Genomic DNA, 15,884 nt, shown 5'->3' with positions numbered 1-15,884 from the left:
CAGGGCAACCCGCCGCCGTCGTGCTTAACAGTTTGTCCTTGGGGGCTAAGAAGCCGACCCCGCCACCGGGAACCGCTCCCACGCCCGGTGTGCGGAGAGCAATTCCCGGACCACCGGAATTACCGTGTCCGGACCTTCACCACTGACGATCCCGGGGGCAGCCTGAGGGACGCCGGCCGCGTCAAGAACTGCGGCACCTGAACCCCAGGCACCAATGGCTTTGCCATGACGGAACGCTTCGGACACCATCAGGACCACCCGCGGATCAAGGGTCACCCCGGGTTCACCGGCCTTGGCGTCGCGGCCCGGCATGGCGTCGGCTGCCGGAGTGCCTCCGCCTGCCACAATGACTGCGTCGAATTCGGTGGAGCGTGCAGTGAGGTAGCTCCTTTGAACAGTCACGTCCGGACCCTGATCCGACTCGATCACACCTCCGGACGGTGCAATAACCAGCGGAACCATGTCTGCCGCATCCAGCGCCTCGCGTGCCGCTGTCACCAACGACAGGTCACTTTCACTGTCCGCGATGATGCCCACGACGCGACCGGCAACAGGCCACTTTCCACCAATCTGGGACACAGCAGGGCTCGGTTCCACGTCCGGCGTGTCAACGGTGGCCGTGGGAGCGGGCATCCCGAGGCCCTTGGCGACAGCAGCGCAAAGGCCGGCATCGATATTGGCCAACGCCATAAGTTGCCGTTCCCGGATTGCCACTTCGTAGCACTTGCCAAGCTCGAAGGTGTAGGCCTGGATCACGTGGTCCTGCTCCACCGGAGTCAAACTGTGGAAGAACAGCCGGGCTTGGCTGAAGTGATCATCGAACGACGCGGGATTGCGCCGTTCCTTCATTCCTGTGGCGACTTCCTCAGGGACGTCCACAAATGCTCCCACGTCCTGCCCTGCCATGAAGGGGCAACCACCATCAAGGGAATTTGGATGGTAAGGGGCTACTCCCCCATGCACGGCAGTCTGGTGCATACCGTCACGCAGCATGTCATTGACCGGGGCGTGGGGACGATTGATGGGAATTTGCGCGAAGTTCGGGCCGCCGAGCCGCGAAATCTGCGTGTCCAGGTAGGAGAAGAGCCGGACCTGCAACAGAGGATCGTTGGTTACATCAATACCTGGGACGAGGTGTCCGGGGTGGAAGGCTACCTGCTCGGTCTCGGCAAAGTAGTTGGTCGGGTTGGCGTTCAGCGTCATCAGCCCGATCGGCTGAACCGGCGCCAATTCCTCAGGGATAAACTTGGTGGGATCCAGAAGGTCGATACCTTCAAACATTTGATCTTCAGTGTCCGGAAAAGTCTGGATGCCGAGCTCCCATTCCGGGTAGGCACCTGATTCGATCGCATCCGCCAGATCACGGCGGTGGAAATCGGGATCCATGCCGTTAATAATCTGGGCCTCTTCCCACACCAATGAGTGGACGCCCAGCTTCGGCTTCCAGTGGAATTTCACCAGAGTGGTCTTACCGGCCGCATCCACCAACCTGAATGTGTGGACGCCGAACCCTTCCATGGTCCGGTAGGAACGGGGAATTCCGCGGTCAGACATATTCCACATCGTGTGGGCTTGGGCTTCGGTGTGCAACGAAACGAAATCCCAAAATGTATCGTGCGCACTCTGGGCCTGCGGGATCTCCCTGTCAGGGTGCGGTTTCCCCGCGTGGATGATGTCCGGGAACTTGATGCCGTCCTGGATGAAGAAGACAGGAATGTTGTTTCCCACCAGGTCGTAGGTGCCCTCATCCGTGTAGAACTTCGTGGAGAAGCCACGGGTGTCACGGACGGTATCGGCGGACCCCCTTGATCCCAGGACAGTGGAAAACCTCACGAACACCGGGGTTTCCACATCCGGCGCAAGGAACCCTGCCTTTGTGACTTTTGAAGCCGTGCCATAAGAGCGGAAGATTCCATGTGCCCCGGCTCCTCTGGCGTGGACAACACGCTCGGGAATTCTCTCGTGGTCAAAGTGCGTGATCTTCTCACGCAAGTGATGGTCCTGCAGCAAAATCGGGCCCCGCGGACCCGCCTTGAGTGAATGGTCTGTATCTCCAAGCCTTAGACCTTGGGCCGTTGTCAGGTACTGGCCGGACTGCGAACGCGAGTTCACGGGTGCTCCGGTGGGGCTCCCCGTAGGTGACACGGCCTCCGGACCCCGCTGATCAGGCTTCGGCGGCAACGGCTCCCGTGCATCTGTTGGCTCTTCAACCGCGGGGCTCTCAATCGACGGAGTCCCTGGAATCTTGATGTTGTCCTCAACTGGCACTGCGCGTTCTCCTCGATGTTGATCGGCAAATCGACTACTGCACTCAACCAAAAAGGTAAGCTTCCTTAGTACCTTATGGGCCAGGGATCCTGCTTGCAACGTCAGTAGGGCCACATAACGCAGGACCACTCGACATGAGGGTGGAGCGTGGGAACTGCATCGGCGAGGTAGACAGGGGCAACGAGCAGTGCCTACGGGCCCCGCAGGAAGGCCGGCCTGTGATCGAACCCGTGACTGGTGAGACCGTAGAAAACAGGCAGGATCAGAAAGATCACCGATGCGACCAGCGGATGGACGAGGACACCTGCGGTTCCCGCCGCGAGGTAAAGCACCACCCCGGCAAGGGCACGTGGCCGCTCGCGCGCGAAATAGGTATCCTCCACCTCCTCCTCGGTGAGCTCAGGGTGCCGTGCCAGGTGCGAAAAGAAGACCAGCCATGACAGGCACAGCAGTGCCCCGACGATCGCGTACAGCGCGACCGCGACCCGCTCATCGGCCAGATTGCCTGACTTGGCTGTATCGATGATCACCGCTGTGGGCCAAGGCAAAAGAGCGAGCGTGGCGAGGATGCCTAGGTTGGCCCACTGCAGGCCGATATCCATCTGCCGAATACGGGAGAAGGCTGATTTATGGTTGAGCCAGATCACGGCCAGGTAGGTGTAGGAGGCCGCATAAGCCAAGTATGTCGGCCACTGACCCAACAACCCGGCCATCAGCCCGCCTGGCTCAGTCTCCGGCGGCGTGAGCTCAAGTACAAGGAACGTGATGACGATCGCGATGACGGCGTCGCTGAACGCCTCGGCACGGCTCGTGACCGAACGTGTCACCCTCTGCTCCTAAGCCTGCGCATGACGTGGCACCGTGGAGCGGCGACGGCTTGCCGGTCCCCTATCCGCCTTCGCCGGGGAGTTTGTATGCGAGCACATCGATGTTCTGTATGTTCGGTTCCACACTGAACAACTCTGCTCCCTGAGCGGCAAGTGCCTGCCCGACTCCCCCGGAGAGGTGGGTCTGGCGGGCGTCGTCATCGGGGAAAACGTCAAATACTCCGAAAGTCGATTCGTCTAACTGGAGGGCGAACCAAGCACGCGTGCCTTGCTCCTGTTCAACGACGGAACGCGCGGAGCGGAGGAAATCTGCGACGTCCTTCTCCTTGCCGGGTTTGGCCTTAAGGATCACCAACAATGCAACCTCAATCATGCTCCATCACCCGGCCCGCCCTGACTGATTCCGTACTGCACGACAGTTTTCATGGCGAGCCTCCTTGGAACGGTGCTGCGGCGAGTATGGTGCGGACCGAACTGGCCTCGTGGCACCTCCTCCACGTAACGAGGGAGCGGCGCGATGCACTGCCAGTCTCGCAGTGATCGCCGGCCACCACAAGGGATGTTTCCGTCTGCCAACTTCAGTACAGTTCCCCGCCGGGACTCGGCGGGCCATCATCGCGCCCTCGCCGAGGGCGCTGCCCGAAAAGCCCTGACACCGCCTAGATCATCTCAAGCACGCGTTTGTGGGTGGGAGGAGGATGGGCGCGATCCAGGTCCGCCAGGTCGTGGGGCGCAAGCTGAACGTCGAGGGCCCGCTGGCATTCCTGGACATGGTGCGGGCTGGAAGCTTTGGGAATGGCGAGGACGAGCGGATGCCTGAGCACCCAGGCGAGGGCGATCTGCGCGGGACTTACACCGTGTTCGGTTGCGATGCGCACCAGCACAGGATCATTCAGCATCCTCCCCTGCTCCAGCGGCGAGTACGCCATCACCGGTATACCCCCGTCGCCGCAGCGGGGCAAAAGATCGAACTCGATACCACGGCGGGTCAGGTTGTAGAGCACTTGGTTGGTCGCGACTTTCCGCCCGCCCGGCAGGCGCATAAGTTCTTCCATGTCCGCCACATCGAGGTTGCTGACGCCCCAGTGCCGGATCTTCCCGGCCTCCTGCAGGCGTTCAAATGCTTCGAGCGTTTCGGCCAAGGGCACAACGCCGCGCCAATGGAGTAAATAAAGGTCGATGATGTCCGTTCCAAGACGGCGCAAGCTACCTTCGCAAGCATCGATGGTTCCGCGTAATGTCGCGTGGTGCGGCAGGACTTTGGTGATCAGGAACGCTTCTTTCCGCCGGGCTGCCAGCGCCCTTCCGACGAGTTCCTCGGCCGCGCCGTTGCCATACATCTCAGCTGTATCCACTACGGACATTCCCAAATCCAGGGCCGCATGGATCGCAGCGGTCTCTCGCGGGGCGGTGCTGGGGTTCTCGCCCATACCCCACGTTCCGATCCCGAGCACCGGGACAGCCTCACCGGAGGGAAGAGATATCTCGCGCAACGTAATTCCCGTCAGAAAGAGCCCGCTCCCGTTGTCGGCCGCATGGCGTCCAATGATTCCCGTCCGGACCATGGCGACAAGCGCCGTGTTTGTTCAATCTACGCGACTGTTGGGGGAGACGAAAGGTACCGGGGCTCCCCCGGAATCCCCGCCTGGGCCAACCATGTCGGAAATGGTGATCCCCGGCCTGGCCATCCGGCCCCTTCGGCAGGCCGCACCTGGGCCCACGGTTCGACGGCGGCCGGTCTCCGAACGTGCGGAACTTTGACCGAGGTGGTGGTTTCGGTAACCGGCCTTCACGAGTCCACTTGCCAGAACGGCAGAGATAGACATTTCTACAATGTAGACTTTATGCGTAGACTGGGTAGGAAAGCTTGCTTATCTTCTCTGGGGTCGCTTGCCTGCGCGCAGTACCGACGGAAGCGAATGTCCCCACCAGAAAACCCCACGAACTCCCTGAAAGGCATCTCCGATGTTTCTCATCTTCGGTCTTAAAACCGCCATCCGGGAATTGCCCGGACGAATGGCTACCTGCCGGTTTTGCGGCCAGTTCGCTCATCACCACCTGCAGCAACGCGCCACGAAGTTCACCCTGTTCTTCGTCCCCGTCTTCACGACGTCCAAGTCCTACACCATCAGGTGCACACACTGCGGCGGACCATCGAGCATCACCACGCGGCAGAAGAACGCACTAGCCAGCTAAGCAATCGGCGTCCTGACCGGACGCCACCCACCATTCATTGTGAATCAGGACGCCAAACCCTAGATTGGACGCATGACGGACAACGAGCTGGAGGAAGGCTTCGATCACCTGAACCGGCTGATAACGTCGACCGACGACCTCAAGGGCTTCCTTCAGGGCATGGCTGGGCTCGCGTCGGAAAAGCTAACCCACACCGAGGGAACGCAGATCGAATGCGCGGTAGCGCTGCACCGTCGCAAACGCCGCACCACGATCGCCGGCAGCAGCGACATCGCCCTCTGGCTGGATCAAATCGAACAACGCCTCGGCGAAGGACCTTGCGTGGAAGCACTGGAGTTGGGAAAGCCCATGATTGTCTCGGATGCTGCGGCCGACCAACGTTGGCCCAACTACTGCAGGACCCTCACCGACGAGGGGTACCGCAGTGCCATGGGTATCCCCCTTGAGCTGGGGGCCGACGCCGACGCTGTCCTCGACTTCTTCGCAGCACCGGCAGATCAGTTTACTCCGAATACCGTTGAAGATGCCCGGGTTTTTGGCGATATGGCCGGTAGGGCCCTTCGTCTGGCTGTCAGGATCACGACGGCAGAACAGCTGGCCGACGATCTTAGATCTGCATTGGAAAGCCGGACCGTGATCGACCTCGCGTGCGGAATGATCATGGCCCAGAACCGATGCAGCCAGGTACGGGCAATGGAAATCCTTAAGAAAGCCTCCAGCGACCGCAACCAAAAACTCCACGTAGTCGCCGAAAACATCGTCCAGCGGGTCAACGCGACCTACACTTCAACCTTTTTCGAGAAATAACGCCTCTCGAAAGGTGATGAGCAGACCGTGGCGACCACCGCCGTCGAGGGCCTCAACCGCCGTCGGGTTTATGGTTGAGGAAGCAGTCAGAGTCCGACTGTCCAGGAAAAACAGGAATGGTGGTCATTGGTGCAGCCGAGCCATCGCGGGAGCTCTGATCAAGCGTGCCTGACCTGACAGCCGCGCCGTGGAACGCACCCCACGGCGATCTGTGTGCCGCGTTCCTCCAGGAACTGCCTATTGATGGCGCAGCTGTATCTGTCTTCGGTGGTTCAGCCGCCGAAACGTTGATGTGCGCGTCCGACGCTACGGCCGGCCGGCTCGATGAGCTCCAGTACGACCTCGGGGACGGGCCACGGTGGGATGTTTTCCGCACCCACCTGCCGGTGGTGATCCCCGACCTGACCGCCGAAGGGGTCCGGTCGTGGCCGGCCTTTTCCGAGGCGGCCACCAGAACGGAGGCGGCAGCGTTCTTTGTTTTTCCGTTGCTCGCCGGCGGCCTGGTCATCGGGGTAGCAGAACTGTACTGCACCTCACCGCGGGAACTCAGCCCCGCCCAGGTCAGCCGGGCCGCACAAATCGCCAGCCGGACCGCCTGGACATTGCTGCGCGGATTATTGCCCGGCAATGAGGCCGGATCGGCGGCCATTCCACTGGCCCGGCGTGAAATCCACCAGGCAACCGGCATGGTTCTGGTCCAGACCGACAGCACCGCCGATGAAGCATTGCTGCTGTTGCGCGGTCATGCATTCGCCAGCGGACGATCATTGCAGGACACCGCGCTGGACGTTGTCAGCCGAAAGCTGGATTTCACGCCGGCCGCGGGCGCCGCAGAAACCGGATCACAGTAAAATGCAGACATGGTAAACAAAAGCAGAGCCGAACGTCTCAGCGATACGTTCGTGAAGCTTACCGACACCCTCGTTGCCGACTACGACGTCCTGGACTTGCTCCACACGCTCGTGGAGGACGCCGTCGATTTACTCGACGCCGCCCAAGCCGGGCTGTTGCTCTCCGACGCCGACGGCGACTTGCAATTGCTGGCTTCAACCAGCGAGCAAAGCCAACTGGTGGAACTGCTCCAACTCGAAGCCGGAGCGGGCCGTGCGTGGAGTGTTACCACACAGGAACAGTCATCACCGTCGATGACATCGGCGCCCTTGGTGACCGCTGGCCGGCCTTCCAGCAAATCGCCTTGGACATGGGCTTCAGGTCAGTGCACGCCGTACCCATGCGCGTCCACACCAGAGTCATCGGCGCCATGGGCCTGTTCGGAGCCGAAACCGGCGCCCTGTCCCCCGAAGACGCCTCCATTGCCCAGGCCATGGCCGACGTTGCCACCATCAGCCTTCTGCAGGAGCGCACCATCCGCGAAGCTGGCGTCCTCAACGACCAACTCCAACGCGCGTTGACCACCCGGGTGCTCATCGAGCAAGCCAAAGGCGTCATTGCCCAGACCAAAAACCTCGACATGGACAGTGCCTTCAACGTGCTGCGCGCACACGCCCGATCCTCGCGGCAAAACCTTCACGATGTCGCCGAAAGCATCGTCAAGCGCACTCTGAAGATTTAGCACTTTCCATGTGACCGGCTGTAAAGGATTGCCCGCCCGGGTCCGTTCCCTATGGACTCACAGTGTCCTTCGTGTCTACGCTGGTGTTGTTGCCCCAGACCTCGGCAGTGCATTCAGAGCACACACGAGGAGGCAATATCTTGTCGCTCATCAAAGAGCCCCCACCGGTCGTACCCACAGTCAAACCAGCAGCCAGGCAGACGACGTCCGCAATTCGCATCAACAAAGTCACCAGCAGCTATGCGAGCCTTTTGACCTCAGTTAAGGAAGCGGGGCTGCTCGAGCGGTGCCGCCGCTATTACATCCTGCTGCTGATGCTCTTGATCATCGCGGGTGCCGGCGTCTGGGCGGCGTTCTTCCTTCTGGGCGACTCGTGGCTCCAGCTTGCAGTAGCGGCGGCACTCGGCGTTGTCTTCACGCAGTTCGCTTTGGTCGGGCACGAAGCAGGGCACCTTCAGGTCTTTGCCACCCGGGCGGCAAACGAGTGGACAGCACGCCTGATCGCCACCCTCATGGTGGGCATGAGCTATGCCTACTGGACCGACAAGCACTCCAGGCATCACGCCCGGCCGAACGTGGTTAACCGGGATCCGGACATCGCTCCCGGTGCCATCGTCTTTCACAACGAAGTAGCCAACAACCGTGGACGATTCTCCCGGGCGTTCGGCAAACGACAGGGCTACCTCCTCTTCCCACTGCTACTGTTCCTTGGTTGGACGCTGCATATCGACTCGCTCAGGTACTTGCTGCGCCGCGGCCCAGTGAAGTTCCGTTGGCTTGAGCTTGGCCTGCTGGGCCTGCGTTTTGGCACCTACATCGGATTGTTGTTCCTCACGCTGTCCCCTGGGATCGCTGCGGCGTTTATCGGGGTTCAGGTCGCCGTTTTCGGGCTTTACATGGGAGGAACCTTTGCGCCAAACCACAAAGGGATGCCGATACTTCCCGAAAACAGTCGCGCCGACTTCCTGACCCGGCAAGTGCTCACGTCCCGCAATATCACCGGCAGCAGGTTCGTGACGTTCTTCATGGGTGGGCTCAACTACCAGATTGAACACCATCTGTTTCCCGACATGCCCCGCCAGCATCTGCGAGAAGCAAGCCAACTTGTCAAAGAACACTGCGTTCTCATGGGCATTCCATACACCGAAACCAGGCTGATGCACTCCTACGGAATCGTGATCCGCTACCTCAATACCGTAGGTCTCGCCGCGGCTGCCCCGTTCACCTGCCCCCTCGCAGGGGAGCACCGGAGTTAACGGAGCGCTCAGGGCCTTTGTTTTGAGAGGATTCGCCCTCACAGGGTTCTTTACTATGGACTCGCGGCCTCCTTGGTGCCTACGCTGGTGTTGTTGCCCCAGACCCCGGCAGCGCCTTACCAGCGCAACGAGGAGGCAACATCTTGTCGCTCATCAACCGGCCCCCAACGGCCCTAGCCACAGCAGGGAAGCCGACTAATCGCACGATAGTCTGCCGCGTCCATTCCTACCGGGAAAGCAGCCCCTCTTTCACGGATGAGGAGGACCGGTAGCCGTCATGGCAGAGAACTCCATTCCATCGGGTGGGACATCCCTGCCCCAAGGGTCGAGAATGTGGTGCCCGACGTGCCGGACCGACGGCTACCTGGTGCTACACGCGATTGAAACAGCACGGGCCCACACAGTCGGCCTCGTCGTAGAGGTCTCTTACAGCTGTACCGGATGCGGTTCGATACTCTCGCACTTCACGCCATTCAGCGAAGTTGCTGCACGGCTGAACACCGGAACGAATCTTGAAGGGCTCATCCTCTTCGGCGACAGCTACCTTCATTGCAGCGAGCCCATGGCCAGAGTACCCCTCGAAGTGCGACGGACCCTGACCGCCAGCAGCATTCCTGGAGATGACTTGACTCAACTGCTGGACGTCCGGCTTAGAACCCAGATTTTGCGCTGCGTGAGCTGCGGCTTCCGGCTGGAATTGCCTGCCTGAGCAAGCCGGTACGACTCCCAGCGCCCATATCCACCACCTTTGCCGTGACAAACCGGCGCGTCCGCCGGGCCACCGCGGATAGGGACTGCAACTTGAAGGTCCCTTCGCACCTGAGAGGATCTGATTCATCATGGGCAGCACGTCAGTCGAAACGATTTGTTGCAAGCCGGAAAAGAGCCAGAGCCAGCGTTAGGCGAACCCGCCCAACTGGCGTCCGGATATCGAAAGCCAAGGCGATTGAGAGTTCTGCAGCACGGCTCTGAACACTTGAATGGTGCAGATGGAGCTGTCCGGCAACAGATCGCAGGCTGCTGGACTCCGCTATGGCTTCGAGCAAGGGCAACGCTTTCGGCTGACCCTCCACCAATTGCCTCAAATTGGTGACATCGGTCGGCTCCTGCCCGGAGTCGTCTGCCCGCCCGGCCAGGACGATGAGACTTCCGAGCTCGTCAGCCGTTTGCACACTGTGGCGTGGAGTGGTGAGTCGGAGGGCCAGCAGGGCCGTTTCCCAGGAGTAATAGAGTTCGCGGGGGGCCCGCGCGAGGCCTACTCCTGTGGGGCCAACCTCCTCAAGCGCTTCTGTGGATGGGCGGATCCCTGCCTTAATGGGTCCGAAGGGCGTCTGGACCAATGCAGTGGGACCAGGCATGGATGTCGTTACCGGCGTTGCGTGAACCCGATACATCCTGTCCCGCTCGAGGTGCAGGAGCCTTGCCCCCTCAGAACGCTTTTCCTCCGGCATATCACCGTCGATGACCGCCTCCATCGCCCGTCGCGTGATGGCCACCGGACTGGTCCGGTCCCAAAAGACGCCCAAGGCGAGTGCGAGGCGTTCCAGAATCAGCTCGTCGTTGACGAACCCGGGCCTGGCGCGTTGAATCCATGCTTTCCCGTCAATGCCGAATGGCTGGGAGGGCCACTGCCCTTGCTCGCTGGTGATTCTCTGGCCCGATGCATCTACACAGATGCTCCGGCCTTCCAGCGAATAACCCACGGGGCAGCCGCACAGGGCTGCTGCCCCACGGATGAGCATGTCTGCGTTGGCCCGGCTGTTGATCAGGGTATCGAAGTAGGCGATGACTTTGAGGCTTTCCGAGGCTACCGGATCGAGCGCTTTGAGCCGCCACACGAGTCCCTGCACTGATACCACCACTCCGTCGTCGGTCTCTACGAACTCTATGGTGTGCCACTCCGGCCAATCCGGCAACGAAGATCTCCCAGCCGGCTGAGCCGGTCAGGCGCCCAACGCTCGTCGTAGCCACCGGGTTCTGGCTTCGCGGGCCAATATCGAGAGCGCCGCTTGGGGAAAGAAGATGTCGAAACCGTGGAAGCCACCCGGCCACACGTGCAATTCGGCCTCCCCACCGGACATCCAGATGGTTGAAGCATAGGCAATGTCCTCATCCCGGAAAACCTCGGCTGAAGCGACATCGATGAACGCTGGAGGTAAGTTTGAGAGGTCCGCAGCGCGCGCAGGGGCGGCGTAGATGGAAACTTGGTTGGTTCCACGCCGTTCCCCCAAGAGCGCATTCCAGCCAGTGTCGTTGCTGGTACGGTCCCATACACCTATGCCATCAAACTGGTGGCTGGAAACGGTCTCATTGCGATCATCCAGCATGGGGTAGATCAACAACTGGCCGGCCAGGAAAGGGCCACCACGGTCGCGTGAGAGCAACGCCACCCCTGCAGCGAGTCCGCCGCCAGCACTGGCGCCTGCAACGACGATCCGGTGGGGATCGACACCCAGTTCTTCGGCATTGGCGGCCATCCACTCCAAGCCTGCATAACAATCCTCCACCGGCGCCGGATCGGGATGTTCGGGGGCAAGTCGATACTCCACTGAAACGGCCACTGCATCAAGGGACTCAACCCAGTCAACGAGGGAATCCGCTCCAAGAAAACGGTCGCCCATAACCATTCCCCCGCCATGAATGTTATAGATGCCTGGTCCGCCGGGCGCGTGATCGACCCGGCGGAAGATGGAGACAGTAAGGTCCGGAGCGCCCACCGGACCGGGGATCGTCCGCTCAAAATGTGTCACGGGGCGTCCAGCGAGAAGATCCTCGATAGGCGGTGCAACCAGGGTTTCGCGCATGCCTTTGATCATGTCGGGCGTCAACGTTGGGCCTATCAAGTCGCCCAACGCTCCCAGCGTGGCACCCAGCTCAGCATCGAAAGGTGGCACTTTATACTTCGGTGACATCTCAACCTCCATCCTGACGGCCACCTCGTCGTGACCTGAAGCAAGCCTAGGCTTGCTGGCGCCATACGTTACCCGCCAAAGGCACTCAAAAGGCTGACTACGGGCGCCATGTGGCGGTCAATGGAAACCATTGGTGGCTCCGGACTACTGCCGCTGCCGGCACCACCTGGGACGAGGTTATTGCGCGCTGGACGGGCAAGCCCCTGCCCGCGGGGTGCTGAGACGGAACTCTTCGGCCGTAGGCAGCCCGGTTAATTCGACCAGTTCAACGTGGTGCTCCTTCAGTACTTCCAGGACCTGGTTCGGGCTGACCCGGAAGACTTCGCGGTGGAAGCAAGGTGGCTTCCCGCGGGGTGTCCGCGGTGTCATGGCGTGCCAGCCATGACACCGCGTTTGTTCCACCGTGCAGTGACCGCGTCGCTGACGTCCGCGAATGAGCAAGGCCAGGCCTGGTCAGGTCACGAGGCGGAGGCCTAAGGCTTCCACGCCCAGCCATGTTCAGTTCTGAAGTTGATCCACTTCGGCCGATTGTGGTTCGGTCGCGACGTCTTTTACCCGGAGACTTTGTGCCACAACGGAATTCCGACGTCCGTATGCGAGGTAGATGCCAGCGCCGAGCGCCATCCAGACGACAAAGACAATCCACGTGCTTCCACCGAGGTTCACCATCAGAACCAGGCACATAACAACAGCAAGTATCGGCGTGAACGGGTACAAGGGAACCCGGAAGGTACGTGGAATGTCAGGCTGGTTACGCCGCAAGGCGATGACCGAGATGCTGACGAGAGAGAACGCAAACAAGGTGCCGATACTGGTTGCGTCGGCCAGTTCGCCGAGGGGGATCAACCCTGCGGCGGCAGCTATGGCACCGCCGGTGATCATGGTGTTGGCGATTGGGGTCTGCGTGCGACGGGAGACCTTGGCGAAGACGGGCGGGATCATTCCGTCCCGTGACATTGCCATCAGAATGCGGGTCTGGCCGTAGAGGGTGACCAGGACGATGCTGACGATGGCGATGACAGCCCCGATGGCAAAGATCAGGGAGACCCACACGGTGCCGGTCACTTCTTCAAGGATGTGCACCAAAGCCGATTCCTGACCGTCGAACCATCCCCACGGACGGGCACCGACGGCGGCCACGGCCACGGCCACATACAGGACAGTGACAGCAGCCATCGAGATCACGATGGCTCTGGGCAGGTCACGTTGGGGGTTTTTCGCTTCATCGCCGGCAGTGGAGGCCGCGTCGAAGCCGATGTAAGAGAAGAACAACCGGGAGGAAGCAGCCGTAATGCCGGCGAGGCCCATGGGGGCAAGTGGCTCAAAGTTCCGTGAATCGAACGCGCTGAAAGCGACAAGGATAAAGAGCAGCAGGACAACTACCTTGAGTCCGACGAGGATGGTGTTGACCACGGCGCTTTCACGGGACCCGCGAATGAGCAGTACGACAGCCAGCAGTACGATCACCACGGCGGGAACGTTGAACACTCCCCCATCGCCTGGCGGTTGAATAAGCGCATGCGGAAGTTCAACTCCAAACGCTTTGGCCACTTCAGACAGGTACTCACCGGCCCCGACTGCCACGGCGGCTACGGAAACCGCATACTCGAGCAGCAGACACCATCCGCAGATCCAGGCCAGCCCTTCACCCATGGTGACGTAGGTATAGGAGTAGCTGGACCCCGAGACGGGAACTGCCCCCGCCATTTCCGCATAGGACAATGCAGAGAGCATGGCCGCGATGCCTGCTACAACGAAAGAAATCCAAATAGCGGGTCCGGCAATGGGCACAGCATCGCCTAAAACAACGAAGATCCCGGTTCCCAAGGTGGCGCCCACACTGATCATGGTCAGTTGGACAAGGCTCAGGCTCCGCCGGAGACCGGTCGTCTGGATGTCTGATTCCCTTTTCAGCATGTGCAGCGGCTTGCGGGTTCGTACTTGCTGGGTAAGGCTCAATCCCGCTCGGGACGTCCTTGTGCCAGGTGTTGGAGAGTTCTCCATGGGTGCCTTTCAATCTGGGGGGGTGCCCACCCGCAACTGGATGACACGCTGACGGGTTCTGGGGGCGGGCGGTTGCTTCATCGTCGATGGCGTCGCGGGAGACCTGCGCGAGGGAGTCGTCGTCGACCCGGGGCTGCGCGTTGGCAGACGCCTGGCGATCTTTAGTCATTCATGTGTAGAAGCCATTCCTGTTGGAGCTCTTGGTCCACCGCTTCGGTGCGGTGCGCCTTGAGCATAGTTTTTTCTTAGCTGTGAGCGGCCTCACCGTAAGACAGAGTGAGCCATGATGCCTCCGGAATGTGACTGAGGAACAGAAACCCTACGCCACGTTGAGGGGATTTACGTCCTTGTCGTATGGGCTTGTCGGCGCCTCTTTGGGGCCTATAACCCACCGCCGGCCCAGCGTAGCTGTCCATAAGAAATTCTCGGCCTTCACTGCCGAAACGGCGTTGTCGGTGCGGTCCTTCTTATGGCCGATTGCTCATATTTTCGGGAACCGTAGCGTTACCACAACGTTCCGAAGAACGGACATATATGTGCCTAGAGAAAGTGCAAATCATGCAGAAGAGAACTGGCTTGGCCCTTGTTCTGGCCGCATCCATCGCGTTGTCTGTCGCCTCTTGTACAACGTCCGAACAGGTAGGAGGAACGACTTCGACGGAAAGCCTTGATCCCACCAGCGTCAGCCGGGATGAGCAGATTTCGGCAAGCGTTCCGGCAGATGTCCGGGCGGACGGCGTCCTCACCGTAGCCACCGATCCTACCTATGCTCCGGCTGAGTTCCTCGGAGGTGCCGACGGTCAAACACCCATGGGCTTCGACATCGACATAGCCAACGCCGTTGCAGCCCGCATGGGATTGAAAGCTGAGTTCCAGAACGCCGACTTTGCCAACATCCTCCCCTCCCTCGGCCCGAAATACGACCTGGGCGTGTCATCCTTCACCGTGACATCCACGAGGTTGAAGGCCGTCAACTTCGTGAGCTACCTTGCAGGTGGCACCCAGTGGGTGGTGCAGAAAGACAACCCGAAAAAAGTCGACAGCAAGAACGCCTGCGGTCTGAAAGTCGGCGTTGAGACAGGGACGCTACAGGAGACGGCTGTCAGAAAGCAGTCCGATGACTGCGTCGCCAGCGCCAAGCCCGCCATTGAGGTACTTACCCTCACCAACCAGACGGACGTGACAACACGCCTCATCAATGGAGGTCTCGATGCCTTCGTGGCCATGTCGGCCGCTGCCGGATACGCCGTGTCGGAAACCGGTGGCCGGCTTGAGCCCCTGGGAGACGCCGTCGACCCGAGCCTTGTCGGGATCGCCGTGGCCAAGGACAATGAACCCCTGGCCATGGCTGTCGCTGCCGCTGTCAACAGCCTCATCGCTGATGGGACTTACGGCACCATTCTCAAGGCCTGGGGTCAGGAGAAGACGGCTCTGGACAAGGCCGAAGTGAACCCACCCACGACTATTGAATAGTCCGCACCAGCGGCGTTATCAGCAAGGCAGCCGGGTACGTCAGCATTCTGTTGGCGTATCCGGCTTCTCAATGTCCACTGGCAGCGCGGCCACGGCGGGACCAGCCGTAGTTGCCCGCTTCAGCATCAGGGTCGAATCATCGGAAGAAAACAGCCGTCGACCCGCCCCGCCGTCCAACCACACCCACAGCAGGGTGCCATCTGGCATGACGACATCGATGGTGCCTTTTCTCACGGCGCCGTCCAGGTAGAAACTCACGCGCTGGCCGGTCCGGTAGCGGAGTGGCTCTTCATCTTCACCGCTGTGGGATAGCGGTGCCCAAAAGGGTTCCCCTGCCGGGTCAAAGACTATGCGTTTAACGGTCAACTGTTTGGTGAAGGCGGTCTTCCGGTGCTCCACGAAAGTTGCGGGCACGTGCGTTGGCTGCGACTGGTCCGTCATTGCTCGGCTCCCTGGCTCGGGGTGGGTTGATGCCGGATGCCTCGTCGAAGTTCCTGCAGCGTTGGCCTCTGTCGCGGAAACCCAACAATCAGGGCCCAGATGTGCAGAACAGGACTGTCCCGCGGGT

The 15,884-nt window shown here is 60.7% G+C and carries 13 protein-coding genes and 1 pseudogene; 6 read left to right on the top strand and 8 right to left on the bottom strand.

All coding sequences use genetic code 11. The features are described from left to right. Positions 1-45: 45 nt before the first annotated feature. The 4 genes from ABQM86_RS09965 to ABQM86_RS09950 form a co-directional block, all read right to left on the bottom strand. Positions 46-2,268 carry a catalase gene (locus ABQM86_RS09965; RefSeq protein ID WP_369746516.1) on the bottom strand — a complete coding sequence of 741 codons (2,223 nt, stop codon included), beginning with the start codon at positions 2,266-2,268 and terminating at the stop codon, positions 46-48. A 191-nt stretch (positions 2,269-2,459) separates the two neighbouring features. Then, a complete protein-coding gene (locus ABQM86_RS09960; protein WP_369746515.1) occupies positions 2,460-3,095 on the bottom strand; it encodes a TMEM175 family protein in 636 nt (211 codons plus the stop codon). Between the two features lie 61 nt (positions 3,096-3,156). Beyond that, positions 3,157-3,468, bottom strand: coding sequence for a putative quinol monooxygenase (locus tag ABQM86_RS09955; RefSeq protein WP_207597302.1), 312 nt, complete (start codon positions 3,466-3,468; stop codon positions 3,157-3,159). Between the two features lie 286 nt (positions 3,469-3,754). Next, the gene (locus ABQM86_RS09950; RefSeq protein WP_242703590.1) at positions 3,755-4,588 is read right to left on the bottom strand and encodes an aldo/keto reductase; all 834 of its coding nucleotides are present in this window, start codon (positions 4,586-4,588) and stop codon (positions 3,755-3,757) included. Between the two features lie 472 nt (positions 4,589-5,060). Between ABQM86_RS09950 and ABQM86_RS09945 the strand changes: the two genes are divergently transcribed. The 5 genes and pseudogenes from ABQM86_RS09945 to ABQM86_RS09925 all read left to right on the top strand — a co-directional run bounded on the left by ABQM86_RS09945 (position 5,061) and on the right by ABQM86_RS09925 (position 8,927). Beyond that, complete coding sequence (locus ABQM86_RS09945) at positions 5,061-5,291, top strand: zinc-ribbon domain-containing protein (protein ID WP_280627829.1); 231 nt, start codon at positions 5,061-5,063, stop codon at positions 5,289-5,291. Between the two features lie 72 nt (positions 5,292-5,363). Then, positions 5,364-6,098 (top strand): GAF and ANTAR domain-containing protein, encoded by a 735-nt coding sequence (locus ABQM86_RS09940; protein ID WP_280627828.1) that lies wholly within the window; start codon positions 5,364-5,366, stop codon positions 6,096-6,098. A 164-nt stretch (positions 6,099-6,262) separates the two neighbouring features. After that, positions 6,263-6,949, top strand: a complete 687-nt coding sequence (locus ABQM86_RS09935; RefSeq protein WP_280627827.1) for a GAF and ANTAR domain-containing protein — start codon at positions 6,263-6,265, stop codon at positions 6,947-6,949. 9 nt (positions 6,950-6,958) lie between these two features. After that, a pseudogene (locus ABQM86_RS09930) lies at positions 6,959-7,671 on the top strand (GAF and ANTAR domain-containing protein). A 62-nt stretch (positions 7,672-7,733) separates the two neighbouring features. Further along, a complete protein-coding gene (locus tag ABQM86_RS09925) occupies positions 7,734-8,927 on the top strand; it encodes a fatty acid desaturase (RefSeq protein WP_369746514.1) in 1,194 nt (397 codons plus the stop codon). A gap of 851 nt (positions 8,928-9,778) precedes the next feature. Here the strand turns inward: ABQM86_RS09925 and ABQM86_RS09920 are convergent. The 3 genes from ABQM86_RS09920 to ABQM86_RS09910 all read right to left on the bottom strand — a co-directional run bounded on the left by ABQM86_RS09920 (position 9,779) and on the right by ABQM86_RS09910 (position 13,756). Next, positions 9,779-10,843, bottom strand: coding sequence for a hypothetical protein (locus tag ABQM86_RS09920; protein ID WP_369746513.1), 1,065 nt, complete (start codon positions 10,841-10,843; stop codon positions 9,779-9,781). A 27-nt stretch (positions 10,844-10,870) separates the two neighbouring features. Next, positions 10,871-11,839, bottom strand: coding sequence for an alpha/beta hydrolase (locus ABQM86_RS09915; protein WP_280627824.1), 969 nt, complete (start codon positions 11,837-11,839; stop codon positions 10,871-10,873). A 498-nt stretch (positions 11,840-12,337) separates the two neighbouring features. Next, complete coding sequence (locus tag ABQM86_RS09910) at positions 12,338-13,756, bottom strand: amino acid permease (protein ID WP_280627823.1); 1,419 nt, start codon at positions 13,754-13,756, stop codon at positions 12,338-12,340. Between the two features lie 645 nt (positions 13,757-14,401). Between ABQM86_RS09910 and ABQM86_RS09905 the strand changes: the two genes are divergently transcribed. Beyond that, complete coding sequence (locus tag ABQM86_RS09905) at positions 14,402-15,316, top strand: ABC transporter substrate-binding protein (protein WP_369746512.1); 915 nt, start codon at positions 14,402-14,404, stop codon at positions 15,314-15,316. 39 nt (positions 15,317-15,355) lie between these two features. On the opposite strand, the gene ABQM86_RS09900 is transcribed toward ABQM86_RS09905, so the two are convergent. Beyond that, positions 15,356-15,757 (bottom strand): hypothetical protein, encoded by a 402-nt coding sequence (locus tag ABQM86_RS09900; protein WP_369746511.1) that lies wholly within the window; start codon positions 15,755-15,757, stop codon positions 15,356-15,358. Positions 15,758-15,884: the final 127 nt, after the last annotated feature.

Origin of the sequence: Paenarthrobacter sp. AMU7 (assembly GCF_041200195.1) — a bacterium.
Classification (GTDB): domain Bacteria; phylum Actinomycetota; class Actinomycetes; order Actinomycetales; family Micrococcaceae; genus Arthrobacter.
Note: the sequence above shows the minus strand (reverse complement) of the source record. Positions and strands in the feature narration are given on the sequence as shown.

What these genes read in the sequence shown, in the direction of transcription:
- ABQM86_RS09955 (WP_207597302.1), bottom strand. Translation starts at nt 3,468, where the DNA reads ATGATTGAGGTTGCATTGTTGGTGATCCTTAAGGCCAAACCCGGCAAG.
- ABQM86_RS09945 (WP_280627829.1), top strand. Translation starts at nt 5,061, where the DNA reads ATGTTTCTCATCTTCGGTCTTAAAACCGCCATCCGGGAATTGCCCGGA.
- ABQM86_RS09940 (WP_280627828.1), top strand. Translation starts at nt 5,364, where the DNA reads ATGACGGACAACGAGCTGGAGGAAGGCTTCGATCACCTGAACCGGCTG.
- ABQM86_RS09915 (WP_280627824.1), bottom strand. Translation starts at nt 11,839, where the DNA reads ATGTCACCGAAGTATAAAGTGCCACCTTTCGATGCTGAGCTGGGTGCC.
- ABQM86_RS09910 (WP_280627823.1), bottom strand. Translation starts at nt 13,756, where the DNA reads ATGCTGAAAAGGGAATCAGACATCCAGACGACCGGTCTCCGGCGGAGC.
- ABQM86_RS09905 (WP_369746512.1), top strand. Translation starts at nt 14,402, where the DNA reads ATGCAGAAGAGAACTGGCTTGGCCCTTGTTCTGGCCGCATCCATCGCG.
- ABQM86_RS09900 (WP_369746511.1), bottom strand. Translation starts at nt 15,757, where the DNA reads ATGACGGACCAGTCGCAGCCAACGCACGTGCCCGCAACTTTCGTGGAG.